The 23,332-nt window shown below is 66.2% G+C and carries 23 protein-coding genes; 10 read left to right on the forward strand and 13 right to left on the reverse strand.

Translation table 11 applies throughout. From position 1 onward, the window contains the following. Positions 1-6 precede the first annotated feature (6 nt). Both secG and VH571_RS05425 read left to right on the forward strand, forming a co-directional pair. Positions 7-258, forward strand: coding sequence for a preprotein translocase subunit SecG (secG, locus tag VH571_RS05420; protein WP_055957799.1), 252 nt, complete (start codon positions 7-9; stop codon positions 256-258). Next, on the forward strand, positions 258-626 hold the full coding sequence (locus VH571_RS05425) for an RNA polymerase-binding protein RbpA (RefSeq protein WP_055957795.1): 369 nt from the start codon (positions 258-260) through the stop codon (positions 624-626). Before secG ends, VH571_RS05425 begins: the two co-directional genes overlap by 1 nt. Before the next feature lie 235 nt (positions 627-861). Here VH571_RS05425 and pgl read toward each other — a convergent pair whose 3' ends face one another. The 6 genes from pgl to tkt all read right to left on the reverse strand — a co-directional run bounded on the left by pgl (position 862) and on the right by tkt (position 9,103). After that, positions 862-1,632, reverse strand: a complete 771-nt coding sequence (gene pgl, locus VH571_RS05430; protein ID WP_423263649.1) for a 6-phosphogluconolactonase — start codon at positions 1,630-1,632, stop codon at positions 862-864. 2 nt (positions 1,633-1,634) lie between these two features. Next, positions 1,635-2,585 (reverse strand): glucose-6-phosphate dehydrogenase assembly protein OpcA, encoded by a 951-nt coding sequence (locus tag VH571_RS05435; protein WP_055957789.1) that lies wholly within the window; start codon positions 2,583-2,585, stop codon positions 1,635-1,637. After that, positions 2,582-4,138 (reverse strand): glucose-6-phosphate dehydrogenase, encoded by a 1,557-nt coding sequence (gene zwf / locus VH571_RS05440; protein WP_423263651.1) that lies wholly within the window; start codon positions 4,136-4,138, stop codon positions 2,582-2,584. Before zwf ends, VH571_RS05435 begins: the two co-directional genes overlap by 4 nt. Positions 4,139-4,244: 106 nt before the next feature. After that, positions 4,245-5,858, reverse strand: a complete 1,614-nt coding sequence (locus VH571_RS05445) for a glucose-6-phosphate isomerase (protein WP_423263652.1) — start codon at positions 5,856-5,858, stop codon at positions 4,245-4,247. Continuing rightward, positions 5,855-6,976, reverse strand: a complete 1,122-nt coding sequence (gene tal / locus VH571_RS05450; RefSeq protein WP_423263653.1) for a transaldolase — start codon at positions 6,974-6,976, stop codon at positions 5,855-5,857. The genes VH571_RS05445 and tal overlap by 4 nt, the downstream gene beginning before the upstream one ends. A gap of 24 nt (positions 6,977-7,000) precedes the next feature. After that, entirely contained in the window at positions 7,001-9,103 is a 2,103-nt protein-coding gene (gene tkt / locus VH571_RS05455) for a transketolase (RefSeq protein WP_423263654.1), read from the reverse strand. A gap of 352 nt (positions 9,104-9,455) precedes the next feature. On the opposite strand from tkt, the gene VH571_RS05460 reads away from it, so the two are divergent. Further along, positions 9,456-10,406 (forward strand): heme o synthase, encoded by a 951-nt coding sequence (locus tag VH571_RS05460; RefSeq protein WP_423263655.1) that lies wholly within the window; start codon positions 9,456-9,458, stop codon positions 10,404-10,406. A 326-nt stretch (positions 10,407-10,732) separates the two neighbouring features. Here the strand turns inward: VH571_RS05460 and VH571_RS05465 are convergent, their stop codons facing one another. Beyond that, positions 10,733-11,695, reverse strand: coding sequence for a COX15/CtaA family protein (locus VH571_RS05465; protein ID WP_423263656.1), 963 nt, complete (start codon positions 11,693-11,695; stop codon positions 10,733-10,735). 239 nt (positions 11,696-11,934) lie between these two features. Here VH571_RS05465 and sufB point away from each other — a divergent pair, with 239 nt between their 5' ends. From sufB to VH571_RS05490, 5 genes are read left to right on the forward strand one after another with little or no spacing between them, the layout of a single operon-like run. Continuing rightward, positions 11,935-13,353, forward strand: a complete 1,419-nt coding sequence (gene sufB / locus VH571_RS05470) for a Fe-S cluster assembly protein SufB (protein WP_055961818.1) — start codon at positions 11,935-11,937, stop codon at positions 13,351-13,353. Next, complete coding sequence (gene sufD / locus VH571_RS05475) at positions 13,354-14,751, forward strand: Fe-S cluster assembly protein SufD (RefSeq protein WP_423263657.1); 1,398 nt, start codon at positions 13,354-13,356, stop codon at positions 14,749-14,751. Further along, entirely contained in the window at positions 14,751-15,098 is a 348-nt protein-coding gene (locus tag VH571_RS05480) for a non-heme iron oxygenase ferredoxin subunit (RefSeq protein WP_123943816.1), read from the forward strand. The genes sufD and VH571_RS05480 overlap by 1 nt, the downstream gene beginning before the upstream one ends. Positions 15,099-15,141: 43 nt before the next feature. Next, a complete protein-coding gene (gene sufC, locus VH571_RS05485; protein WP_123943814.1) occupies positions 15,142-15,924 on the forward strand; it encodes a Fe-S cluster assembly ATPase SufC in 783 nt (260 codons plus the stop codon). Between the two features lie 2 nt (positions 15,925-15,926). Beyond that, positions 15,927-16,259 carry a metal-sulfur cluster assembly factor gene (locus VH571_RS05490; protein ID WP_055957760.1) on the forward strand — a complete coding sequence of 111 codons (333 nt, stop codon included), beginning with the start codon at positions 15,927-15,929 and terminating at the stop codon, positions 16,257-16,259. A gap of 158 nt (positions 16,260-16,417) precedes the next feature. On the opposite strand, the gene VH571_RS05495 is transcribed toward VH571_RS05490, so the two are convergent. After that, positions 16,418-17,056, reverse strand: a complete 639-nt coding sequence (locus VH571_RS05495) for a biotin transporter BioY (RefSeq protein ID WP_055957757.1) — start codon at positions 17,054-17,056, stop codon at positions 16,418-16,420. Positions 17,057-17,194: 138 nt separating this feature from the next. Here VH571_RS05495 and VH571_RS05500 point away from each other — a divergent pair, with 138 nt between their 5' ends. Then, positions 17,195-18,793, forward strand: coding sequence for an ABC-F family ATP-binding cassette domain-containing protein (locus VH571_RS05500; RefSeq protein WP_423263658.1), 1,599 nt, complete (start codon positions 17,195-17,197; stop codon positions 18,791-18,793). Between the two features lie 122 nt (positions 18,794-18,915). On the opposite strand, the gene VH571_RS05505 is transcribed toward VH571_RS05500, so the two are convergent. From VH571_RS05505 to VH571_RS05515, 3 genes are read right to left on the reverse strand one after another with little or no spacing between them, the layout of a single operon-like run. Next, complete coding sequence (locus VH571_RS05505; protein ID WP_423263659.1) at positions 18,916-19,800, reverse strand: SURF1 family protein; 885 nt, start codon at positions 19,798-19,800, stop codon at positions 18,916-18,918. After that, a complete protein-coding gene (locus tag VH571_RS05510; RefSeq protein WP_423263772.1) occupies positions 19,797-20,039 on the reverse strand; it encodes a hypothetical protein in 243 nt (80 codons plus the stop codon). The genes VH571_RS05505 and VH571_RS05510 overlap by 4 nt, the downstream gene beginning before the upstream one ends. After that, positions 20,039-20,413: a DUF3099 domain-containing protein gene (locus VH571_RS05515; protein WP_084815859.1), complete on the reverse strand. Its 375-nt coding sequence runs from the start codon at positions 20,411-20,413 to the stop codon at positions 20,039-20,041. Before VH571_RS05515 ends, VH571_RS05510 begins: the two co-directional genes overlap by 1 nt. Before the next feature lie 206 nt (positions 20,414-20,619). Here VH571_RS05515 and fabG point away from each other — a divergent pair, with 206 nt between their 5' ends. After that, positions 20,620-21,330: a 3-oxoacyl-ACP reductase FabG gene (fabG, locus tag VH571_RS05520; RefSeq protein WP_423263660.1), complete on the forward strand. Its 711-nt coding sequence runs from the start codon at positions 20,620-20,622 to the stop codon at positions 21,328-21,330. 61 nt (positions 21,331-21,391) lie between these two features. Here fabG and serB read toward each other — a convergent pair whose 3' ends face one another. Both serB and VH571_RS05530 read right to left on the reverse strand, forming a co-directional pair. Continuing rightward, positions 21,392-22,030, reverse strand: a complete 639-nt coding sequence (gene serB, locus VH571_RS05525; protein WP_423263661.1) for a phosphoserine phosphatase SerB — start codon at positions 22,028-22,030, stop codon at positions 21,392-21,394. Between the two features lie 22 nt (positions 22,031-22,052). Then, positions 22,053-23,294: a glucose-1-phosphate adenylyltransferase gene (locus VH571_RS05530; protein WP_055957745.1), complete on the reverse strand. Its 1,242-nt coding sequence runs from the start codon at positions 23,292-23,294 to the stop codon at positions 22,053-22,055. Positions 23,295-23,332: the final 38 nt, after the last annotated feature.

Raw genomic sequence — 23,332 nt, forward strand, 5'->3', positions numbered from 1 at the left:
TTCTCCGTGCAAATTCTCCAGGTCGTCCTGCAGGTGGTACTCGGTATCACGAGTCTCCTGCTGACCCTGCTCATCCTTCTTCACCGTGGTCGTGGCGGTGGCCTCTCCGACATGTTCGGTGGTGGCGTCACCAGCAACCTCGGCGCCTCCGGCGTCGCAGAGCGCAACCTCAATCGCATCACGGTCATCCTCGGCCTCATCTGGATCGCGTCGATCGTGGTTCTGGGCCTCATCACCAAGTTTTCGGCAGGTTCGTAATGGCATCAGGCGGTAGCGCAATTCGGGGGTCACGCGTCGGCGCAGGGCCCATGGGCGAACAGGATCGCGGGTTCCAGGCAGAGCGCATCACGATCTCGTACTGGGATGCCCTCGGCAACGAGGTCGTCCGTCACTTCGCGGCCAACGTGCCCGACGAAGAGATTCCCGAGACGGTCGACTCGCCCTCCAGCGGTCTTCCTGCTGGCCGCGACAAAGAGAACCCTCCGGTCGTAGCGAAGCTCGAGCCGTACAAGACGCACCTGGCCTACGTCAAAGAGCGTCGCACCGAAGAAGAGGCTGCTCAGCTTCTCGACGAGGCGCTGCAGGCGTTGCGCGTTCGCCGCGGCAAGGTCCCCGCAAAGAAGTAGTTTGTTCGTCGAGACCCCCGGCTTCGGCCGGGGGTTTTTGCGTGCGCGGGCCCCTTTTCCCGAATTCGAAGGAGAAATCCTTGCCGACGGCCCCCGATCCGCATGAATTCGTCGGCCCGGTGACGTTTCTCCTTCCAATTCGGCAAGGGGGCGGCGGGGGACCACCGGGCGGAACGCGAAAACCGAAGGATCCGAGACCAGGGCGGTCTCGGATCCTTCGTTTCGGGGGTCTGGCTCAGTAGGTCGACGCGATGAGCTGCTCCGGCACCTCGGCGGCCGCGTCTTTGTCGACGAAGAACACCGTGCGCTTGCGACCCTTGACGCCCGCGACCGGAACCTGGTCGGCGCCGGCACCGGCGAGGGCCAGCCCGAGCGACGAGGCCTTCTCGGCGCCCGCGAGGATCATCCATACCCGCTGCGAGTTGTTGATCGCCGGGAGGCTCAGCGTGAGGCGCACCGGCGGCGGCTTCGGGCTGTCGTCGATCGTGAGCACGATCGGCGTCGTCATGCTGATCTGCGGCTTGTCGGGGAACAGCGACGCGATGTGCCCGTCGGGTCCGACTCCGAGGAGCGTGATGTCGAACCGGGGAGACTCGTCGTCACCCTGCGCGTGCTCTTTGAGCTCGGCCACGTAGGCGGCGGCAGCCTCGTCGACGGTGGGGTAGTCGCCGACCGCACCGAAGCGGTGCACGTTCTCGGCAGGTACGCCGATGTGGTCGAGGAGGTCGGCCCCGTTCGCGCGATCGTTGCGGTCGTCAGAACCCGCTTCGACCCAACGCTCGTCAGACCACCAGAACGAGACCTTCGACCAGTCGACGCTGTCGCGCGCCTCGGAGCGGTTGATGGCTGCCAACACGAGCGTGCTGACCGACCCTCCGCTCAAGACGACGGACGCGTAGTCCTGTTCTTCGATCACGTCGATGATCTTGGTGATGAATCGAGCGGCAACGGATGCGCCCAGGTTCTGTTTGTCGGGGTGAACTAGCACCCGTCGATCGTTCGTCACACTCAGTTGCTTTCTTGGTCGTCGCGCAATTGCTTCACGCCCGTCATCACGACATTCCCGAAGAGGGAGTCGGGGTCGAGTCTACGGAGTTCCTCGGCCAGGCAATCGCGCAGGCTACGGCGTGGCAACGACAGGTCGTGGACGGGTTGTCCGGGCTGCGAGAGAGTCGCCACGTTGACGACCGATCGATCGAGCTCGATGACGCCGGAGGCACGGTGCAGACGTACGCCGTGGATGCCGCTCGAGCCCGTGGCCCGTGTCGTCATTTCGTGGCGCACGGGAACCTGCAGCTGCAGTCGGAGCCACGCGGCGAGAAGCAGCGTCGAGGGGGAGTCCATCGCGCCGGCAACTTCCACCTCGTTGACGGGCTCGTACGGTGGCTGGTCGAGAGCCGCCGCGAGCTGGGTGCGCCAGAGGGTGAGCCGCGTCCACGCGAAGTCAGTGTCGCCGGGCGCATACGTGTCGGCGAGATCGATGATCGACTGGCGGGGGTTGTCTTGAGCGGCGGCGTCGGTGATGCGCCGCTGCGCGATTCGGCCGAGGGGCGATTCGGAGACGATGGCCGGCGCCTTGCCCGGCCACCACGCGACGACGGGGGCGTCGGGCAGCAGAAGACCCGTGACGAGGCCCTCCTCGTCGGACGACATCTCTCCGTAGGCGCGGAGGAGGATGACCTCGCTCGCCCCGGCGTCACCGCCGACGCGGATCTGGGCGTCGAGTCGAGGTTCGTCGTGCCCCGTCGGCTCGTCGGCCGTCGAGATGACGATCACGCGCATGGGGTGCTCGCGCGACGCTTCGTTGGCGGCCTCGATGGCCTCTTCTTCGTGACCGAGGTTGGTCGAGATCACGAGGGTGAGCACACGGCCCAGAGCGACGACGCCGCCCTCCTCGCGGATTTTTACCAGCGCTTTCGAGACGTGGCTGATGGTGCTGTCGGGCAGATCGACGATCATGGTCGCCTCCAGGTACGGCCGTCGCGGGCCATGAGTTCGTCGGCGGAGCTCGCGCCCCAGGTGCCGGGTCGGTATTGATCGGGCTGGCCTTGCTTGCCCCAGAACTCCTCGATGGGATCGAGGATCTTCCAGGAGAGCTCGACCTCTTCGTGGCGCGGGAAGAGCGGCGGGTCACCCAGCAGGACGTCGAGGATCAGGCGCTCGTAGGCTTCGGGGCTCGCCTCGGTGAACGCGTGGCCGTAGCCGAAGTCCATCGTGACGTCGCGCACCTGGGTTCCGATTCCGGGCACCTTCGAGCCGAACCGGAGGGTCACACCCTCATCGGGCTGCACTCTGATGACCAGGGCGTTCTGGCCGAGCTCGGCTCCGTCGCCGAGACCGAAGACATTCTCGGGAACGCGCTTGAAGACCACGGCGATCTCGGTCACGCGGCGACCCAGGCGCTTGCCGGCTCGGAGGTAGAAGGGCACGCCCGACCAGCGACGGGTGGCTATCTCGAGCTTGATGGCCGCAAAGGTCTCGGTGACCGACTCGGGGTTCATTCCGGCCTCGTCGAGGAACCCGAGGACCTTCTCGCCACCCTGCCAGCCACCCGCGTACTGGCCGCGGGCCGTCCCGGCAGCGAGATCGGCGGGGATACGGACAGCAGACAGCACTTTCTCTTTCTCCGCTCGCAGATCACGGGCGTTGAAGCTGACCGGCTCCTCCATCGCGGTAAGGGCGAGAAGCTGGAGCAGGTGGTTCTGGATCACATCGCGCGCGGCGCCGATGCCGTCGTAATAGCCCGCTCGACCAGCGACGCCGATGTCTTCGGCCATCGTGATCTGCACGTGGTCGACGTACTTGCTGTTCCACAGCGGTTCGTACATCTGGTTCGCGAACCGGAGCGTCAGGAGGTTCTGGACCGTCTCCTTGCCGAGGTAGTGATCAATGCGGAACACCGAATCGGGCTCGAAGACGGTCTCGACGACGGCGTTCAACTCACGCGCCGTCTTCAAGTCACTGCCGAACGGCTTCTCGATGACCACACGTCGCCAGGGCTTCTCGCCATTCGCGTCGACGCTGTCGTCGGTGAGCCCCGAGTTGCGAAGCTGCTCGGTGACGAGCGGGAAGAACTTCGGCGGGATCGACAGGTAGAACGCGTGGTTGCCCATCGTGCCCCGCTCGACGTCGAGCGTGTCGATCGTCTGCTTGAGCTCGGCGAATGCATCGGCGTCGTCGAACGAACCCTGGACGAACCGGATCCCCTCTTTGAGCTGGCGCCAGACGTCTTCGTCGAAGGGCGTACGAGCGTGCTCCTTGACCGCCTCGTACACGACCTGCTCGAAGTCCTGGTCTTCCCATTCACGTCGGGCGAAGCCGACGAGTGCGAAGCCCGGGGGGAGGAGGCCGCGGTTAGCCAGGTCGTAGACGGCCGGCATGAGCTTCTTGCGGGACAGGTCGCCTGTCACGCCGAAGATGATGAGGCCGCTCGGACCGGCGATGCGGTTGAGTCGGCGATCGGAGGGCAACCGCAGCGGGTTGAACTCCGGAGTGATTTCCACCGGTGCCATGTGAGTATTCATCGTCCTTGCGTCGTCGTGGTCGGCTGCGACCGGAATGGGGTCGGGCCCTCTCACACGAAGGCGAGCACGAGGTCGACCCGCGCCCGCCTTCGGATCAGCGGAGTGCGCTGAGAATTACGGGAAGTGCTTCCGCCACATCCGTCACCGTGAGGGTCAGGACGGGACGGCCGTGCTCAGCGAGCACTGCTGCGTCGCCCGCGGCTTGAGCGGCCACGAGAGCGCCGAACGTGAAGCTGCTGTTCGGAATCTCGAGGTCGACCCCGGGGGTCTGCGTGATTTGAAGGAAGACCCCGTTGGCCGGGCCACCCTTGTGGTACTGGCCGGTCGAGTGCAAGAACCGAGGCCCCCACCCGAAGGTGACCGGGCGCCCGGTTCTCTCCGCGAGCACGTGGCGGAGGCCGACGATCTCGGGATTCTCGAACCGGTCGATGTAGGCGTGAAGGGCGACGTATCCGTCGCCAGTCAGGTGTTCGAGAAGGGCAGTCACTGCGGATGAAATTGACTCACCGGGCTCGAGGCCGGGGCTCGTGCGAACCGCGATGCCGTCCGTGACCATCGCAGACTGCGAAAGCGCCGCGGATACAGGAGCGGGAGAGCCGTCGAGCAGCGCACGCGTCGCCGCTTTGGCCGACTCGACGTCAGGCTGGTCGAACGGGTTGACGCCGAGGAGGCGTCCGGCCACTGCAACCGCGTACTCCCACACCAGAAACTGTGCCCCGAGGGATCCTGAGATCTCGACCTCTCCGGGGGAGACCTCGCGGGTCTCTTCGGTCGAGCCGACGAGCCGAATCACCTGGACGTCGTTGAGACCGGCCGTGATTTCGGGGGCGTCGACGCCGACCACCACGGGCAGGAGCCCGCGACCGTTCTTACCCGTCGACTCGGCGATCAACTGCTCTGCCCAGTCGGGGAAGCCTTGCAGGTGCGTGCCGTCGGCGACGAGCACGATCTTGTCGCGCAGGGGAGTGGTACCCGCGAGAACAGCCCCGAGCACGAGACCGGGGTTGTCGGGTCGATCCTGAGCGAGCTCGACCGTGACGGCGTCCGCCTCGGCAAGGAGCTCCTCGATGTCTGCTCCCGCGAGACCAGCAGGAACGAGCCCGAAAGCCGAAAGGGCCGAATAGCGCCCACCGATGTTCGGATCCGCCGCAAAGACCTCGTAGCCGGCCGCGCGAGCCGACTCGTCGAGCGGCGAGCCGGCGTCGGTGACCACGACGATGCGATCGGCGAGGTCGGTGAAGCCGGCGTCGGACAATGCCTTCTCGAACACGGAGCGCGCGCTGGCCGTCTCGACGGTCGATCCGGACTTCGATGAAACGATCAGCACCGTGTGCTCGAGGTCGTCGTTCAGGGCCGAGAGAACCTGCCCCGGCACCGTGGCGTCGAGCACGGTGAGATCGACGCCGTAGGTGCGAGTGATGACCTCTGGGGCGAGCGAGGATCCGCCCATCCCTGCCAACACGAAGTGCGTAAGCCCCTTCGCCGTGAGCTTCTCGCGAAGCGCAAGGATCCGGGGGACTACTTCAGCCGAGGACGCCACGGACTCGGTCCAGCCGAGTCGCGTGGAAGCCTCGTGCTCGGCGTCAGGACCCCAGAGGCTGGGATCCTGAACCGTGATGCCCGACGCGACCAGGTCGCGCACGAGCGAGGGGACGACGGACCCGACTGCAGCAGCAGCCGGGCCCGACGCGGTTACAGCAATGGTCACTTAGCGGATTCCAGCGCCGCCGTCACGGTGTCGAGGAGCTCGTTCCAGGAGACGATGAACTTGTCGACGCCCTCCGACTCGAGCACACCGACGACGTCGTCATACGAGACGCCCTGGGCCGCGATGGCGTCCATGACCTCGTTGGCGGCGGCGTAGGAGCCCGTGATGGTGTCGCCCGCGATGACGCCGTGGTCGAAGGTGGCCTCGAGGGTCTTCTCCGGCATGGTGTTGACGACGTCGGCCGCGACGAGCTCGACCACGTAGGTGGTGTCGAGGACGTTGGGGTCTTTCACGCCGGTCGATGCCCACAGCGGACGCTGCTTGTTCGCACCCTCGGCGAGAAGGCCGGCAGCGCGCTCGGTTGCGAATGCCTGACCGAAGACCTCGTAGGCCAGCTGAGCGTTCGCGACGCCCGCCTTGCCCTTGAGTGCCTTCGCCTCGTCCGTTCCGACGGCGTCGAGACGCTTGTCGATCTCGGTGTCGACACGCGACACGAAGAACGAGGCGACCGAGTGGATCTTCGAGAGGTCTTTGCCAGCGGCCTTCGCCTGCTCGAGACCGGTCAGGTAGGCGTTGATGACGGCACGGTAGCGCTCGAGCGAGAAGATCAACGTGACGTTGACGCTGATGCCCTCGGCGATGACGGCGGTGATGGCCTCGAGGCCCTCGATAGTCGCCGGGATCTTGATGAGGACGTTCTCTTTGTTGACCTTGTCGAACAGCTGCTTGGCCTGGCTGATCGTGCCGGCGGCGTCGTGCGCCAGACCGGGCTCGACCTCGATCGAGACGCGGCCGTCGAAGCCGTTCGTGGCGTCGTAGATCGGCTTGAAGACGTTGCACGCGTCGGCGACGTCGTCGGTGGTGATCTCGAAGACGGCGTCGGTCACACCGGTGCCGGCCTTGGCCAGTTCGGCGACCTGCTCGTCGTAGGCCTCGCCCTTGGCGAGAGCCGACGCGAAGATCGTCGGGTTGGTCGTGACGCCGACGACGTTGCGCTCGGCGATGATCTTCTGCAGACCCTCCGACTTGATGCGCTCGCGCGACAGGTCGTCGAGCCAGATGCTCACGCCAGCGGCGGAGAGCTGGGCGGTGGGGGTGGTTGCTGTGGTGTCAGTCATTGCTGTTCTTCTTTCTGCGGGCGCTCAGTGAGCGGCCAGCGAGTTCAGGCTGTCTTTGGCTGCGGCGACCGCAGCCTCGGTCGTGATGCCGAACTTCTGATAGAGAGTCTTGTAGTCGGCCGAGGCACCGAAGTGCTCGATCGAGACGCTGCGACCGGCGTCACCGACGATGCCCTTCCAGGGCATCGCCACGCCGGCCTCGATGGAGACGCGCGCCTTGACGGCGGTCGGGAGGACCGACTCCTTGTAGTCGTCGCTCTGCTCGTCGAACCATTCGAGGCTCGGAGCAGAGATGACGCGGGCGTTGATTCCCTCGCCACGAAGCACCTCGCGGGCCTCGACAGCGATCTGAACCTCGGAACCCGTGGCGATGAGGAGCACGTCGGGGGTTCCGCCCGGGGCCTCGGCCAGCACGTAAGCACCCTTGGCGACATTCTTCGCCGAGGCGAAGGTCTCGCCGGTGGCGTCACCGTCACCGCGCTCGAAGACCGGGAGGTTCTGACGGCTGAGCGCGAGACCGGCCGGGCCGTTGAAGCGCTGCAGGATCGTGAGCCACGCGTAGGCCGTCTCGTTGGCGTCGGCAGGGCGGACCATCGAGAAGTCGGGGATCGCACGAAGGGCGGCGAGCTGCTCCACCGGCTGGTGCGTCGGGCCGTCTTCACCGAGGGCGACGGAGTCGTGAGTCCACACGTAGGTGACCGGCGCCTTCATGAGCGCGGCGAGACGAACGGCCGGACGCATGTAGTCGGAGAAGATCAGGAACGTACCGCCGAAGGGGCGCGTGTTGCCGTGCAGGACGATTCCGTTGAGGATCGATCCCATGGCGTGCTCGCGGATGCCGAAGTGGAGAACGCGGCCGTAGGGGTCGCCGCTCCACTCATGGGTCGACCACTCGGTCGGCACGAACGACTTCGCACCCTTGATCGACGTGAGGTTCGACTCGGCGAGGTCGGCGGAGCCGCCCCAGAACTCAGGGAGGACACCGGCGATGCCGTTGATGACCTGGCCGGAAGCGGCACGCGTCGAGACCTCTTTGCCGGATTCGAAGACCGGGAGGGCTTCTTCGAGGCCCTCGGGGAGGTCGCCGGCGAGGATGCGGTCGAGAAGGACCTTTTTCTCGGGGTTCGCAGCGGCCCACGCGTCGAGCTTGGTGTTCCACTCGGCGTGCAGAGCCTGGCCGCGCTCGACGGCCTTGCGGGTGTGAGACAGAACCTCGGGGTCGACGTCGAACGACTTCTCGGGGTCGAACTCGAGGAAGCGCTTGAGGCCGGCGATCTCGTCTTTCCCGAGAGCGGAGCCGTGCGACTTGCCCGAACCCTGCTTGGTCGGGGACGGCCAGGCGATGATCGTCTTGAGGATGATCAGCGACGGCTTGTCGGTGATTCCCTTGGCGCGCTCGATGGCGTCGTGCAGTTCGGCGACGTCTTCGACGTACTCGCCGGTCTTCTTCCAGTCGACGACCTGGACATCCCAGTCGTAGGCCTCGAAGCGCTTGTGCACGTCTTCGGTGAAGGCGATGTTGGTGTCGTCCTCGATCGAGATCTGGTTCGAGTCGTAGATCGCGATGAGGTTGCCGAGCTGCTGGTGGCCTGCGAGCGAGGCGGCCTCGCTGGTGACGCCCTCCTGCATGTCGCCGTCGCCGGCGATCACGTAGACGAAGTGGTCGAACGGGCTCGTACCGGCGGCAGCCTCGGGGTCGAACAGACCGCGCTCGAAGCGGGCCGCGTAGGCGAAACCAACCGAGCTCGCGAGACCCTGACCCAGGGGGCCGGTGGTGATCTCGATACCGTCGGTGTGGCCGTACTCGGGGTGACCGGGAGTCTTGGAGCCCCAGGTGCGGAGCGCCTCGAGGTCTTCGAGCTCGAGGCCGTAGCCACCGAGGTAGAACTGGATGTACTGCGTCAGCGACGAGTGGCCGACAGACAGGATGAAGCGGTCGCGCCCGATCCAGGTGCTATCGCTGGGGTCGCGCGCCATGACCTTCTGGAAGAGCAGATAAGCAGCGGGAGCAAGGCTCATCGCCGTACCCGGGTGACCGTTTCCCACCTTCTCAACCGCATCGGCCGCGAGAACGCGGACAGTGTTCACTGCCTTGTTGTCAATGGATTCCCATTGCAGATCTGCCACTTGAAGATGACCCTTCTTGATGCGAGATTGCGCGGGTGTCGTTCCCGCACTGACATGCCTACCGAGGCGCCTTCGACTCAGTCCGGGTGTGTTCCCTGGGCCTGCTGCCGGGCATACTTCTAGGGCGACATCGACACGAACGTGGGATCGGCGCCCTGGGCCCTGCAACTGGCAAGCAACTCCCAGCATAGCGACGTGCACTGTCACAGCGCCCGTCGAACGGCCAGGAACAGCCCCTGATCGCCACATTCATCGCCTACACTTGCTATGGCTTCGGTTTCGCCAGGCACTGCTCTGCCTCCGGCGATTCTTCGCGGCCCGTGCCTGAAACGGCCCAGCAATCAGAGGATGTATGACAACCCATAGCGCTTTGACCACTCCCACCGACTCGCAGCCCGCGGTATCTTCCGCCAAGCGAATCGGCGTCAAACGCAAGTTCCGCGCCTACGTCTCGCTGACGAAGCCGCGCGTGATGGAGCTGCTGCTCGTCACCACCATTCCCACGATGTTCCTTGCCGAGGGGGGTATTCCGAGGCTCTGGCTCGTCGTGGCCACCCTGATCGGCGGGGCCCTGAGCGCCGGCTCGGCGTCGTCGTTCAACTGCTACATCGACCGCGACATCGACCGCATCATGAAGCGGACGAAAGACCGGGCCCTCGTCACGGGTGATGTCTCCGACCGCGAAGCGCTCATCTTCTCGTACGTCATGGGCGTCGCGTCCATCGCCTGGCTCGCGTACACCGTCAACCTGATCTCCGCGGCACTCTCGCTTTTCGCGATCCTTTTCTACGTGTTCGTCTACACGCTTTGGCTCAAGCGCCGCACGCCGCAGAACATCGTCTGGGGCGGAATCGCCGGCTGCATGCCCGTCCTGATCGGCTGGGCCGCAGTCACCGGCTCGCTGACCTGGGCGCCCGTCATCCTGTTCGCCGTCATCTTCCTCTGGACCCCGCCGCACTACTGGCCTCTGTCCATGCGGTACCGCGATGACTACGCCTCCGTCGACGTGCCCATGCTCGCCGTAGTTCGCGGTCGAGCCCACGTCGGTCTGCAGGTCATCCTCTACGCGTGGGCCACCGTCGTCTGCTCGCTCCTCCTCATCCCGGTCGCCCACATGGGTGTGCTCTACACCGTCGTCGCGCTGGCGAGCGGTGCCTGGTTCGTCGTCGAGTCGCACCGCCTCTACAGCCGGGCGATCACCCAAGTGGCCGAGGTCAAGCCGATGAAGGTCTTCCACGCCTCCATCACGTACCTGACGCTTCTGTTCCTGGCCGTCGGCATCGACCCGCTGCTTCCCTTCTGAGTTTGTAGCGCGGCGCGCCGCCACAGCGCCGGACCTCCGACAAGCTCCGGTCGTCCGGCGGTGCGGCAGCTCGCCACCCCCAGCCGTTCGGCGGTGCAGCAGTTCGCCACCACCGGTCGTCGAGCGGCGGGCGCACCCGAATTCGAAGGAAAAACCGCCGAGCGCAAACCAGTTCATGCGGATCGGCGGGGGTGAGCCTCGCGTTTCTCCTTCAAATTCGGAAGGCAGGCGGGTGCGGCACAGGGGAACCCGGCGCACAACAGGCCGTCAAGAGCGGCAGAGGCGCAGGATCCTGCGGCCCGCCGCTCGACACGAGCCCCGCAGCGCTACGCAGCGATAGTCGCTGCCTCCGGAGCCGGCTTCGCGAGGTCGGCGTCGCTCTCGAGCGTGTGCGTGACCGCCGTCATCGCTGCGACGAGGAGCCCGGCGAGCACGAGGTGCACGCCGACGAGGAACGGCGGCAGACCGGTATTGGCCTGGATAAGCCCCACGGTGATCTGGAGGACCTCGACGGCGAGGAGCAGAAGGGGGAACAGCCGGGGGAGACCGAGTCGAATCGCGCCCACCACGAGGGCGAGCGTCAGCACGAAGACCGCGAACGCCGGCACGGCATGCAGCGTCTCGATGAGCTTGGGGTCGAACCCGTTGCGATGGGTGTTCTCATCGCCGGCGTGGGGGCCGGCACCCGTGGTCAGGATGCCGAGCACGACCGTGATGGCGACGAAGACCGCGGCGACTCGCGTAGTGAGCGCGTACCACGGGGGAGTCGCGGCCGAGGTGCCGCGCGGCCCGTGATAGACGCGGTAGACGAGAGTCGCCGTGATGCGGACCAGGACCATCGAGACGATGAAGTGCGACCCCACGACGTAGGGGTTGAGTTTGGCCAGGACGCTGATGCCACCGAGCACCGCCTGGAACGGGATGCTGAGTGCCTGGATGAGCGTGAGCCAGAACAGGTCGCGTCGCACCTTCCGCATGCGGAACACGGCGAAGAAGGCGAGGATCACGATGATGACGAGGACGAACGTCAGAAGCCGGTTGCCGAACTCGATGATGCCGTGGAAGCCCATCTCGGGTGTCGTGACGATCGACCCGGCGGTGCACTCGGGCCAGGTCGGACAGCCGAGGCCGGAGCCGGTGAGGCGGACGAGGCCGCCGGTGCCGACGAGCAAGAGTTGGCAGGCGAGAGACGCCCAGGCGATGAACCGGACACGCCGGTCGATCCGAGCCGGGAGCCACGACCAGACTCGGGCGATGACGCCCATCGACGTTGCCTGTGCATTGCTCACGGATTGCTGTCCTTCGTTACTTTTGGATGCCTGGCCTGTAGCATTGTGGGGTTCAGGAACACACCCGGTTTCGGTGCGTCGACGCAGACCACAGATCTCTAGGTCTCGAGTGTAGAGACATCGATCTGGGTGGTCGCCCCTGAATACCGACTCCTCTCGCAGCTGCGAGACCGAGTCCCGCCCGCCAGGGAATGTCGCAACGAACGTATCGGTTCGAGACGACGAAGAAAGAGGTAGGTATGTCTGACGTGTTGATCGACCGCCCGGAGCTCGCAGGACTGGGCCAGTACGAGTTCGGCTGGGCCGACTCCGATGCCGCTGGCGCATCCGCGCGCCGTGGCGTGAACCCCGAGGTCGTGACCGACATCTCGAACCTCAAGAGCGAACCCGAGTGGATGCTCAAGAACCGCCTCAAGGGTCTCGCCCTGTTCGAGCGCAAGCCCATGCCCACCTGGGGCGCCGACCTTTCCGGCATCGACTTCGACAACATCAAGTACTTCGTGCGGTCGACCGAGAAGCAGGCCGGTAGCTGGGAAGAACTGCCCGACGACATCAAGGCGACCTACGAGAAGCTCGGCATCCCCGAGGCCGAGCGCAACCGCCTCGTCGCCGGCGTCGCCGCCCAGTACGAGTCCGAGGTCGTCTACCACCAGATCCGCGAAGACCTCGAAGAGCAGGGTGTCATCTTCATGGACACCGACACCGCTCTTCGCGAGCACCCCGAGTTCTTCCAGGAGTACTTCGGCACGGTGATCCCGGCCGGCGACAACAAGTTCGCCGCGCTCAACACGGCTGTCTGGTCCGGCGGATCCTTCGTCTACGTTCCGAAGAACGTCCGGGTCGAGATTCCCCTTCAGGCCTACTTCCGTATCAACACGGAGAACATGGGCCAGTTCGAGCGCACGCTGATCATCGCCGACGAGGGCAGCTACGTGCATTACATCGAAGGCTGCACGGCTCCGATCTACAAGAGCGACTCGCTGCACTCGGCCGTCGTCGAGATCATCGTGAAGAAGAACGCCCGCGTTCGCTACACGACGATCCAGAACTGGTCGAACAACGTCTACAACCTCGTCACGAAGCGCGCCATCGCCCACGAGGGCGCCACCATGGAGTGGATCGACGGCAACATCGGCTCCAAGGTGACGATGAAGTACCCGTCGATCTACCTCGCTGGTGAGCACGCCAAGGGCGAGACCCTCTCTGTCGCGTTCGCGGGCCCCGGCCAGCACCAGGATGCCGGCGCGAAGATGATCCACATGGCGCCGTACACGACGTCGTCGATCGTCTCCAAGTCGATCGCCCGTGGCGGTGGCCGAGCCGGTTACCGCGGCGAGGTCCGCGTCGACGAGGGTGCGCACCACTCCGCCAACACGGTTCGCTGCGACGCACTCCTGGTCGACACCATCTCGCGCTCCGACACCTATCCGGCGATCGATATCCGCATCGACGACGTCCAGCTCGGCCACGAGGCGACCGTCTCCCGGGTGAGCGAAGAGCAGCTCTTCTACCTGATGTCGCGCGGAATGGCCGAAGACGAGGCCATGGCCATGATCGTCCGAGGCTTCATCGAGCCCATCGCCCGCGAGCTCCCGATGGAGTACGCACTCGAATTGAACAAGCTCATCGAGATGAGCATGGAAGGATCCGTCGGCTAGATGTCCGCCACTCCCGCAACGACCGACACATCCACGCCGATCGTCGAAGCGGCGGTGCCGAACGGTGCCGTCGTGCCCGGCTCTGCGGCGCACACCGACGGGGCCTGGGCCGACCGGCCCATCCCCGTCCAGACCCGCTCCGGTCGATTCGCCTCGACCGACCCGGCGGCCTTCCCGGCCGTCACCGGCCGCGAGGTCGACTGGAAGCTGAGCCCGGTCCAGGCGCTCCGTCCCCTCATCGACGGTCCGCTCGACGGCTCTCCGTACGCCTATCTGGCTCGCGAGACGCCCGGCGCGTCCGTCGACTGGGTGACACCGGAGCACGAGCTCGTCGGCACTGCCGGCACGCCCGAAGACAAGGCCTCGGCCAACGCCTGGGCGAGCACCGAGAACGTCCTGCTCGTGACCGTCTCCGGCGACGAGCCGACGTCGATCACGATCGGTCGCTCGGGCCTCGACACCGCGCCGCGCGCCGGCCACACGGTCGTCCACGCGAAGCCGAACTCGACCGGTCTCGTCATCCTCCAGAACTCCGGAGATGCGCAGCTCGTCGAGAACGTCGAGATCGTGGTCGACGAGGGTGCTCACCTCACGGTGGTCAGCGTGCAGGAGTGGAACGACTCCGGCGTCCACCTCTCGAGCCACTTCGCCAAGATCGGCCGCGACGCACAGCTCAAGCACTTCGTTGTGAGCCTCGGCGGCTCCATCGTGCGGGTCAACCCGTCCGCGCACCTCGCGGCGCAGGGTGCCGACGCCGACCTCAACGGCGTGTACTTCGCCGATGCGGGTCAGCACCTCGAGCAGCAGGTCTACGTCAACCACGACGCCCCCAACACCAAGAGCCGCGTGAACTACAAGGGCGCCCTTCAGGGCGAGGGTGCACGGACGGTCTGGATCGGCGACGTCCTCATCGGGCGCACGGCCCCCGGCACCGACAGCTACGAGCAGAACCGCAACCTCGTTCTTTCCGAGGGCACCCGTGCCGATTCGATCCCGAACCTCGAGATCGAGACCGGCGACATCATGGGCGCCGGCCACGCGTCGGCCACCGGCCGCTTCGACGACGAGCACCTGTTCTACCTCGAGTCGCGCGGCATTCCCGAAGAAGAAGCGCGCCGCATCGTCGTGCTCGGCTTCCTCAGCGAGATCGTGCAGCACATCGGTGAGCCCGCCCTGCAGGAGCGCCTGATCGCGGCTCTCGAGGCCGAGCTCGCAGACGGCGCCGACGCGCGTTCGGCTGCGAACGCGGCGGGTAGCTCGACGGCAGCGCGACGTTCGCCGTACGTCGACTCGCAGCCCGGTGCCGCCGTCGCGACGGGCACCGACCACGTGTCGAGCGAGCCCGATGTCGCAGCCGGAGTCACCGGTGAGGGCACGGCACCCGGAGGCACGCACTGATGGCTACGACACCTGTGGGGCAGCGGGTCTGCGCCGAGGCCGACGTCAGCGTGTCCGAGGCCCTGCGAGTCGTGGTCGACGGAATCCCCGTCGCCGTGGTTCGCGACTCGGCGGGGCAGTTGCACGCCCTCGGCGACACCTGCACCCATGGCGACATCTCACTCTCCGAGGGGTTCGTCGAAGACGACACCCTTGAGTGCTGGGCCCACGGCTCGAAGTTCGAGCTGACCACCGGCAAGCCGCTCACCCTTCCCGCCTACGAACCCGTGCCGGTCTTCCCGGTCACGGTCGTCGACGGTGACGTCTGGATCGACACCACACCGGTCACGGCACCTCCGGTCGCGTAGCGGCCTCCCGATCTTCAGCTCCAGATTCAACTAAAGGAACATCATGGCTACCCTCGAAATCCGCGACCTCCAGGTCTCGATCGACACCGAGCAGGGCAACAAGCCCATCTTGAAGGGCGTCGACCTCACCATCAAGCAGGGTGAGATCCACGCCGTCATGGGGCCCAACGGCTCCGGCAAGTCCACCCTCGCCTACACGATCGCCGGCCACCCCCGGTACAAGGTCGACGGCGGATCGATCACTCTCGACGGCGTCGAGGTGCTCGACATGACCGTCGACGAGCGCGCCAAGGCGGGCCTCTTCCTGGCCATGCAGTACCCGGTCGAGATTCCCGGCGTCACCGTCGCAAACTTCCTCCGTACCGCGAAGACCGCCCTGGACGGCGAGGCGCCCGCGCTCCGCACCTGGGTCAAAGACCTCCGCCAGCACATGAGCGACCTCAAGATGGACTCCTCGTTCGCCGAGCGCAACGTCAACGAGGGCTTCTCGGGCGGCGAGAAGAAGCGCCACGAGATCATGCAGCTCGAGCTCCTCAAGCCGAAGTTCGCGATCCTCGACGAGACCGACTCCGGGCTCGACGTCGACGCTCTCAAGATCGTCTCGGAGGGCGTCAACCGCGCTCACCAGTCGACCGACCTCGGCATTCTGATGATCACGCACTACACGCGGATCCTTCGCTATATCAAGCCCGACTTCGTGCACGTCTTCGTCGACGGCCACGTGGCCGACGAGGGCGGACCCGAGCTGGCCGACCAGCTCGAGAACGAGGGCTACGACCGCTACGTCGCTGCCTCGGCCGAGGCCGCTGCACCGGCCGGAGCCTAGACATGCCGATCGCACTCGCGCCCGAGAAATTCGACCAGATCGAAGAGGCCCTGAAAGAGGTCATGGACCCCGAGCTCGGCGTCAACGTCGTCGACCTCGGCCTGATCTACGACCTGGCCCTCGACGATGAGGTCGAAGACGCGCTGATCATCAGCATGACTCTGACGAGCGCCGGTTGCCCCCTGACCGACGTGATCGAGTCCGAGACGGCCAACGCGCTCGACGGGGTCGTCGACGCCTTCCGCATCAACTGGGTGTGGATGCCGCCGTGGGGCCCCGACCGCATCACCGACGACGGGCGCGACATGATGCGCGCCATCGGCTTCTCGATCTAACTGAGCTGTTCCGACCCGCACGGTCGGCGAAAGCATGTGCCTCTGGGCAGATGACTCGCCGGTCGTGCGGGTTTCGCGTTCCCCGGCGAAGAAGCTGCCCGCGCAGAAAAGGGCCCCCGCCGCATACGACGGGGGCCCGAAAGCGAAGGATCCGGCGGCTAGTCGTTCTTCTTCGAGTCGAGGGCGCGCACACCGCGCCATAGCAGCGGCAGCATGCCGGCCGCGATGACCCACTTGACGATGCCACCCACGATGAACGGCGTGAAGCCGGCCGCGAGTACCGCGGAGACGTCGTGCGGGTAGCCCAGTCGAGCCAAGGCGAACCCGAGGAAGGGGAGACCGACGGCGAAGGGGATCAGCGATGCCAGGAAGAAGCCGACGAGCGAGCGGACGACGTGGCGATCCCACTGGCGCTCCGACAGCCAGCCGATGGCGAAGGCGGCCGGGATGAATCCGACGATGAATCCGAAGCTCGGCAGCATGACGCTGGCGAAGCCGCCGTTGTGCTCGGCGAAGATCGGCAGACCGACGAGGCCGACGAGGGCGTAGGCGAGCAGCGACAGCGCACCACGGCGGGCGCCGAGAGTCGCGCCGACGAGCAGAACACCGAGAGTCTGGCCGGTGACCGGGACGGGCCACAGCGGCACGACGACCTGTGCGAGAACGCCCATGACGGCGACTCCGCCCGCGATGAGCGCGGCATCGGTCGCGATGCTCCGCGTGACGAAGCGATCGGCGAGCACCGACTTGCGGGCCGGAAGAAGGGCGCCAGCGGACAATGCTGCGGGGTTGGTCATGCAATCTCCTAGAATAGGTAGGTCGATCGGCGCAGTCTGCTCCGACGACTCGGTTCCACGCTGATTCCTCTTCATCCTAGGGGCGACCCAACGGCGGGCGGCGTTGTGGACACCTCACCAGATGATTGGACTTTCGCTGTGCTCTCCGTGCACGACCTCGAGATTCGCGTAGGCGCCCGCCTCCTCATGGAGGGCGTGACCTTCCGCGTCGAAAAGGGCGACAAGATCGGCCTGGTCGGCCGAAACGGCGCGGGCAAGACGACCATGACCAAGACCCTGGCGGGCGAGACGATGCCCACCGGTGGCTCGATCGACAAGACCGGTGAGATCGGATACCTGCCACAGGATCCCCGCAGCGGGAACCCCGAAGACCTGGCTCGCACCCGGATCCTCGATGCCCGTGGTCTTGGGCAGATCCTCCTCGGCATCCAGGAGGCGTCGCTCGACATGGGCAGCGACGACCCGGCCGTGGCCGAGAAGGCCATGAAGCGCTACGGCGACCTCGACGACCGCTTCAACGCCCTCGGCGGGTACGCCGCCGAAGCGGAGGCCGCGTCGATCGCCAGCAACCTCAGCCTGCCCGACCGCATCCTCGACCAACCCCTGTCGACCCTGTCGGGTGGTCAGCGTCGCCGCATCGAGCTCGCGCGCATCCTGTTCTCGGCCGCCGACACGATGATCCTCGATGAGCCCACGAACCACCTCGATGCCGACAGCGTCGTCTGGCTGCGGGAGTACCTCAAGACGTACCAGGGCGGCGTAATCGTGATCAGCCACGACATCGAGCTCGTCGACGAGGTCGTGAACCGTGTCTTCTACCTCGACGCGAACCGCCAGCAGATCGACATCTACAACATGGGCTGGAAGCACTACCAGCGCCAGCGCGCCTCCGACGAGGAGCGTCGCAAAAAAGAGCGCGCCACCGCTGAGAAGCAGGCCGGGCAGCTGCAGAAGCAGGCCGCCCGCTTCGGTGCGAAAGCGTCGAAGGCTGCCGCGGCGCACCAGATGGTCGCTCGCGCCGAGAAGCTCCTCGCGGGGCTCGACGAGGTGCGTGCTGTCGACCGGGTCGCGAAGCTCCGGTTCCCGACCCCCGCCGCCTGCGGGCGGACGCCGCTCATGGCGACGAACCTCTCGAAGAGCTACGGCTCCCTCGAGATCTTTACGGCCGTCGACCTCGCCATCGACCGCGGATCGAAGGTCGTCATCCTCGGCCTGAACGGTGCCGGCAAGACGACCCTCCTGCGCATCCTCGCGGGTGTCGACGCGCCCGACACCGGTCAGCTTGAGCCGGGGCACGGGCTCCGCATCGGTTATTACGCACAGGAGCACGAGACGATCGACGTCAAGCGCAGCGTGCTCGAGAACATGGTGTCGTCGTCACCGAACATCACCGAGATGGAGGCGCGTCGGGTGCTCGGGTCGTTCCTCTTCACGGGTGACGATTCGGCCAAGCCGGCCGGTGTGCTCTCCGGTGGCGAGAAGACCCGTCTGGCCCTGGCGATGATCGTCGTCTCGGGCGCCAACGTGCTGCTTCTTGACGAGCCCACGAACAACCTCGACCCGGCCTCGCGGCTCGAGATCCTCGACGCGCTCAACAACTACGAGGGTGCTGTCGTGCTCGTCAGTCACGACGAGGGTGCTGTCGAGGCGCTGAACCCCGAGCGCGTGCTGATCATGCCCGAGGGCACCGAAGACCACTGGACGCCCGACTACTCCGATTTGATCACGCTGGCGTAGCGAAGCGGAGCCAGCGTGACCATCGAGCACAGGACGCTGGCGTAGCCACCGCCCCAACACGTATCGCGGACTCTCAGACCTGCCGCGGCAGGTGGGGGAGTCCGCGATACGTCTTACGGCGCTCAGCGACTGATGCGCGTACCCGGCGCCGAACTCTCGTAACCCGACTCGTCGAGATCGCCGTCTTCGATTTCGGCGTCGCTCGGGCCGCGCTTGAGCCGCTTGCGCTCGCGCTCCTCCTCGAGCCAGCGCTGGTCTTCTTCGTCGCTGTTGTGGAGGTCGTACTCCTGGCGGATCACGTAGGCGAAGAAACCGAAGCCGGCGAGGGCGAACAGCACCCACTGCACGGCGTACGACACGTTGAGGCCGTAGTCGACCTGGGGCTTCTGAGCCAGCTTGGGCAGTGTCGCCGCCGACGGCGTCTCGCTCTTGAGCTGCCCGAAAGCCGCGGTGTACGTCGGCAGATCGAGCCTCTTGCCGATTGTGGCCGGCTTGATGACCGCGAGCTCGTTGGTGTTGGGGATGTCGGTGCGACCCGGTACGTCCGGCTCGGTCTGAGCGAGTCGGGCCACGACGGTGACCGTGCCGCTCGGGGGAGCGGGCACCGAGTCGGGATAGTCGTGGGTGTTACCGGTCGGAACCCAGCCTCGATCGATCACGAAGATCTCGCCGCTCTCGGTCTCGAGCGGGACCAGCACCTCAAAGCCGGGGAACCCGTTGTAGCTGCGGTCGCGAGCCAGAAAGTAGTCGTCGGCCAAATAGGTGCCGGTCACCCGCACCGGCGTGAACTCGTCGGACGTCGAATACGAGTCGAGGTTCGGTAACACCGTCGACAGGTCGACGGGCCGGGCGTTGTAGTTGGCGTCGAGTTTCTCTTGCAGAGCGAGGTTCTCGCCGCGTCGCTCCCACTGCCAGTGCGAGAGCCCCGCACAGATGATCGCGAAGACGACGGCGACCGACAGGTAGCCGACCCACTTCTTCGAGAGCGCGAAACGCCACTCCTTCACGAGGTGGCCTCCGTTCCGACCGCCGACACGGTCACGCCCAGTTCTGTCACCTCCACGGGAAAGTCGCGGGAGCGCAGGAATTCTGCGAGAAAGTCTACGTGCTCGGCGCAAGCGGCCCAGACCTTCACGCGGTCGATGCCGTGGATCTTCGGGTTGCGCCAGTTCACCTGACGGGTCGCGTCGGCGCGGCATCCCGCACGGGAGCACTGGACGATGTCGGGGCCGGCCGAACCGATGATCACGGGCGGTGTGGGCCGGGAGACGTCGGTTCGCCCGAGGCGCCGGTGAAGGGACGGTCTCGAGGATCCTGACCCTCGTATCCCGGAACACCCTGCTCGGGTCGGTAGATCTCGACTCCGCCGGGGCGCACGACCTGACCCTGCGGCCCCTCGGAGCCGACCGTGGCGAGCACAACCGCGACGTAGGGGAGGACGATGGCACCGACGGCGGGAAGGGCCGTCCACCAACCGAACGGGATCAGGAATGCCACGATCACGCACACCAGACGGATGAACATCGCCAGGCTGTAGCGGATCATCCGGCCGTGTCGCTCTTCGTCGGGCGACGGCGGCAGCGAGGTGATCGCGTTAGTCGTCTTCTTCGTCGTTCTCATTCACTCACGGGCTCAGGCATCGTCGATGCCCGGCCGAACGGGAGGGCACCACATAATCGTAAGGCGTCTTGGGTATCCGCCCTTTATGGCGAGACTAGGCTTATCGCGGTCGCTCCGGTCGAGGCCGTGACATCTCCCGGGTGTGATCTCTCGATCCCGAGCAAGTCGGGGCCCGTGCGCCCCGGCGAGAAGACATGGAGACCCACATGGAAACCCCTCGCACCGTCCTCGTCACCGGCGGAAACCGCGGCATCGGCTACGCCATCGCCGCTCGCTACGTAGCCGCCGGCCACCGCGTCGCCGTGACGGCCCGCTCTGGCGCCGGCCCCGAAGGCACCCTCACCGTCCACGCCGAGATGACCGACTCGGCCTCGATCGACGCCGCGTTCACCACCGTCGAGAAAGAACTCGGGCCGATCGAGATCCTGGTCGCCAACGCCGGCATCACCAAAGACACGCTGCTGATGCGCATGTCGGAAGACGACTTCACGTCGGTCGTCGACACCAACCTCGGCGGCACCTTCCGCGTCGTCAAGCGCGCCTCGAAGGGCATGCTCAAGGCGCGATTCGGGCGCATCGTGCTGATCTCGAGCGTCGTCGGACTCTACGGCGGAGCGGGCCAGGTCAACTACTCGGCGTCGAAGGCCGGCCTCGTCGGCTTCGCTCGCTCGGTCACACGCGAGTTGGGCGCGCGCGGCATCACGGCGAACGTGATCGCACCGGGCTTCGTCGAGACTGACATGACCGCCGTGCTGCCCGAGGCGCAGCAGGCCGAATACAAGAAGAGCATCCCCGCCGGCCGGTTCGGCACCGTCGACGACATCGCCGACGCCGTGGTCTGGGTCTCGTCAGACAACGCCGGCTACATATCGGGCGCCGTGATCCCGGTCGACGGCGGCCTCGGCATGGGCCACTAGGGCTCGAGAGCGCGTGGGGCGAGGAGCCCAGGATCCGGCGGGCCGGATCCTGGGCTCCTCGTCATCCGCGCAGGCCCGCGAGTGCCAGCACCGATGCTAGGTCTCGGGTGCTGAGCGAGACGTCCGCCGCCGTGCGGACCCGCGGTTTGGCGTCGAAGGCGACGCTGAGACCCGCGGCCCGCATCATTTGCAGGTCGTTGGCGCCGTCGCCGACCGCGATCGTCTGAGACCGGGGGATGCCGGCGTTCGCAGCCCAGTCGACCAGGGCAGCGGCTTTGGCGTCGGCGTCGACGATCGGCCCTTCGACGCGACCGGTGAGGTGGCCGTCTTCGACCTGGAGCCGGTTGGCCCGCCAGTGGTCGAGACCGAGCTCACGAGCCAGTGGATCGAGGATCTCGTGGAACCCGCCCGAGACCACGGCGATGAGTCCGTCTGCCCGATGCACACCTGCGATCATCTCGGGAACCCCCGCAGTGACCTGCACTCTCGCCGAGGCGTCGGCGAAGCAGCTTTCAGGGAGCCCCTCGAGCGTTGCGACTCGGGCGTGCAGGCTCTCGGCGAAGTCGAGCTCGCCCGCCATCGCCCGCTCGGTGATGTCGCGCACCTCGTCGTGAGAACCGGCGGCGTCGGCGAGCATTTCGATCACCTCGTTCTCGATGAGGGTGGAGTCGACGTCGAGGACGATGAGGAAGCGCGGCACGCTCTCAGGGTAGTGGGCGGCGTCAGGACTCGACGCGAACGCCCTTGCCCACCACGGTGATTCCTGAGGGCGTGACCGTGAAGCCGCGAGCTCGATCGGCCTCGGCGTCGAGCCCGACATGCGCTCCGTCGGCGATCACCACGTCTTTGTCGAGGATCGCGCGGTTGACGATCGAGTTCTTGCCGACGTAGATGCGGTCGAAGAGCACCGAGTCGACCACGCGTGATCCTGAGTCGAGGGTGTTCCACGGCCCGACGACGCTCCGCTCGATGTGCGAGCCCACTGCCAGGGTGCCGAGCGACACGATCGATTCGATCACGGACCCCGGGTTGCCGTGCTCGTCGCGACCGAACTTCGCCGGGGGCGAGTTCAGTTGCTGGCTGAAGATGGGCCAGTCGGTGTTGTAGAGGTTGAAGACCGGCAGCGCGGCGATGAGGTCGCGGTGGGCGTCGTAGAACGAGTCGATGGTGCCGACGTCACGCCAGTAGTAGCGGTCGCGCTCGGTCGCGCCTGGTACCTCGTTGCGATTGAGGTCGTAGACCGCCGCGTCGCCGCGCGACACGAAATCGGGGATGATGTCGCCACCCATGTCGTGGTCGGACTCGGGGTTCTCTCCGTCTCGGAGCACCGCGTCGATCAGCGCGTCGGCGTTGAAGACGTAGTTGCCCATCGAGGCGAGCACCTCGTCGGGCGAGTCGGCGAGACCCACCGGGTCTTTCGGCTTCTCGAGGAAGGCGTCGATCAGCGTCGCGTCGTCGGCGTTCGTCTGGATGACGCCGAACTGGTCGGCCAGCGAGATGGGCTGACGGATCGCCGCGACGGTCGCACTCTTGCCCGAGGCGATGTGCGCCTCGACCATCTGCTCGAAGTCCATGCGGTAGACGTGGTCGGCACCCACCACGACGACGATGTCGGGCTTCTCATCGCGGAGCAGGTTGAGGCTCTGCAGGATCGCATCGGCGCTCCCGGCGAACCACCGCTTGCCGAGGCGCTGCTGGGCAGGCACGGACGCGACGTAGGCGCCGAGGAGGCCCTCGATGCTCCAGGTCTGCGACACGTGCCGGTCGAGGCTGTGCGACTTGTACTGGGTCAGGACGACGATCTGCCGCAACCCGGAGTTGATCAGGTTCGACAGGGCGAAGTCGACGAGACGGTAGTTTCCGCCGAAGGGCACGGCGGGCTTCGCCCGGTCAGCGGTCAACGGCATGAGCCGCTTGCCTTCTCCGCCTGCCAACACGATGCCGAAGATCTTCTTTGATGCCATGGGCCCAGAATGGCACGTTTCGCCCCCGGACGACTACG

Source organism: Frondihabitans sp. 4ASC-45 (assembly GCF_049472575.1).
In the GTDB taxonomy this organism is placed as follows: domain Bacteria; phylum Actinomycetota; class Actinomycetes; order Actinomycetales; family Microbacteriaceae; genus Frondihabitans.

Excerpts from the sequence above, each read along its gene's own strand:
- VH571_RS05425 (WP_055957795.1), top strand. The coding sequence starts at position 258 with ATGGCATCAGGCGGTAGCGCAATTCGGGGGTCACGCGTCGGCGCAGGG.
- VH571_RS05435 (WP_055957789.1), bottom strand. The coding sequence starts at position 2,585 with ATGATCGTCGATCTGCCCGACAGCACCATCAGCCACGTCTCGAAAGCG.
- zwf (WP_423263651.1), bottom strand. The coding sequence starts at position 4,138 with ATGGCACCGGTGGAAATCACTCCGGAGTTCAACCCGCTGCGGTTGCCC.
- tal (WP_423263653.1), bottom strand. The coding sequence starts at position 6,976 with ATGACTGACACCACAGCAACCACCCCCACCGCCCAGCTCTCCGCCGCT.
- VH571_RS05460 (WP_423263655.1), top strand. The coding sequence starts at position 9,456 with ATGACAACCCATAGCGCTTTGACCACTCCCACCGACTCGCAGCCCGCG.
- sufB (WP_055961818.1), top strand. The coding sequence starts at position 11,935 with ATGTCTGACGTGTTGATCGACCGCCCGGAGCTCGCAGGACTGGGCCAG.
- sufD (WP_423263657.1), top strand. The coding sequence starts at position 13,354 with ATGTCCGCCACTCCCGCAACGACCGACACATCCACGCCGATCGTCGAA.
- VH571_RS05480 (WP_123943816.1), top strand. The coding sequence starts at position 14,751 with ATGGCTACGACACCTGTGGGGCAGCGGGTCTGCGCCGAGGCCGACGTC.
- sufC (WP_123943814.1), top strand. The coding sequence starts at position 15,142 with ATGGCTACCCTCGAAATCCGCGACCTCCAGGTCTCGATCGACACCGAG.
- VH571_RS05490 (WP_055957760.1), top strand. The coding sequence starts at position 15,927 with ATGCCGATCGCACTCGCGCCCGAGAAATTCGACCAGATCGAAGAGGCC.
- VH571_RS05495 (WP_055957757.1), bottom strand. The coding sequence starts at position 17,056 with ATGACCAACCCCGCAGCATTGTCCGCTGGCGCCCTTCTTCCGGCCCGC.
- VH571_RS05515 (WP_084815859.1), bottom strand. The coding sequence starts at position 20,413 with ATGAGAACGACGAAGAAGACGACTAACGCGATCACCTCGCTGCCGCCG.
- fabG (WP_423263660.1), top strand. The coding sequence starts at position 20,620 with ATGGAAACCCCTCGCACCGTCCTCGTCACCGGCGGAAACCGCGGCATC.
- VH571_RS05530 (WP_055957745.1), bottom strand. The coding sequence starts at position 23,294 with ATGGCATCAAAGAAGATCTTCGGCATCGTGTTGGCAGGCGGAGAAGGC.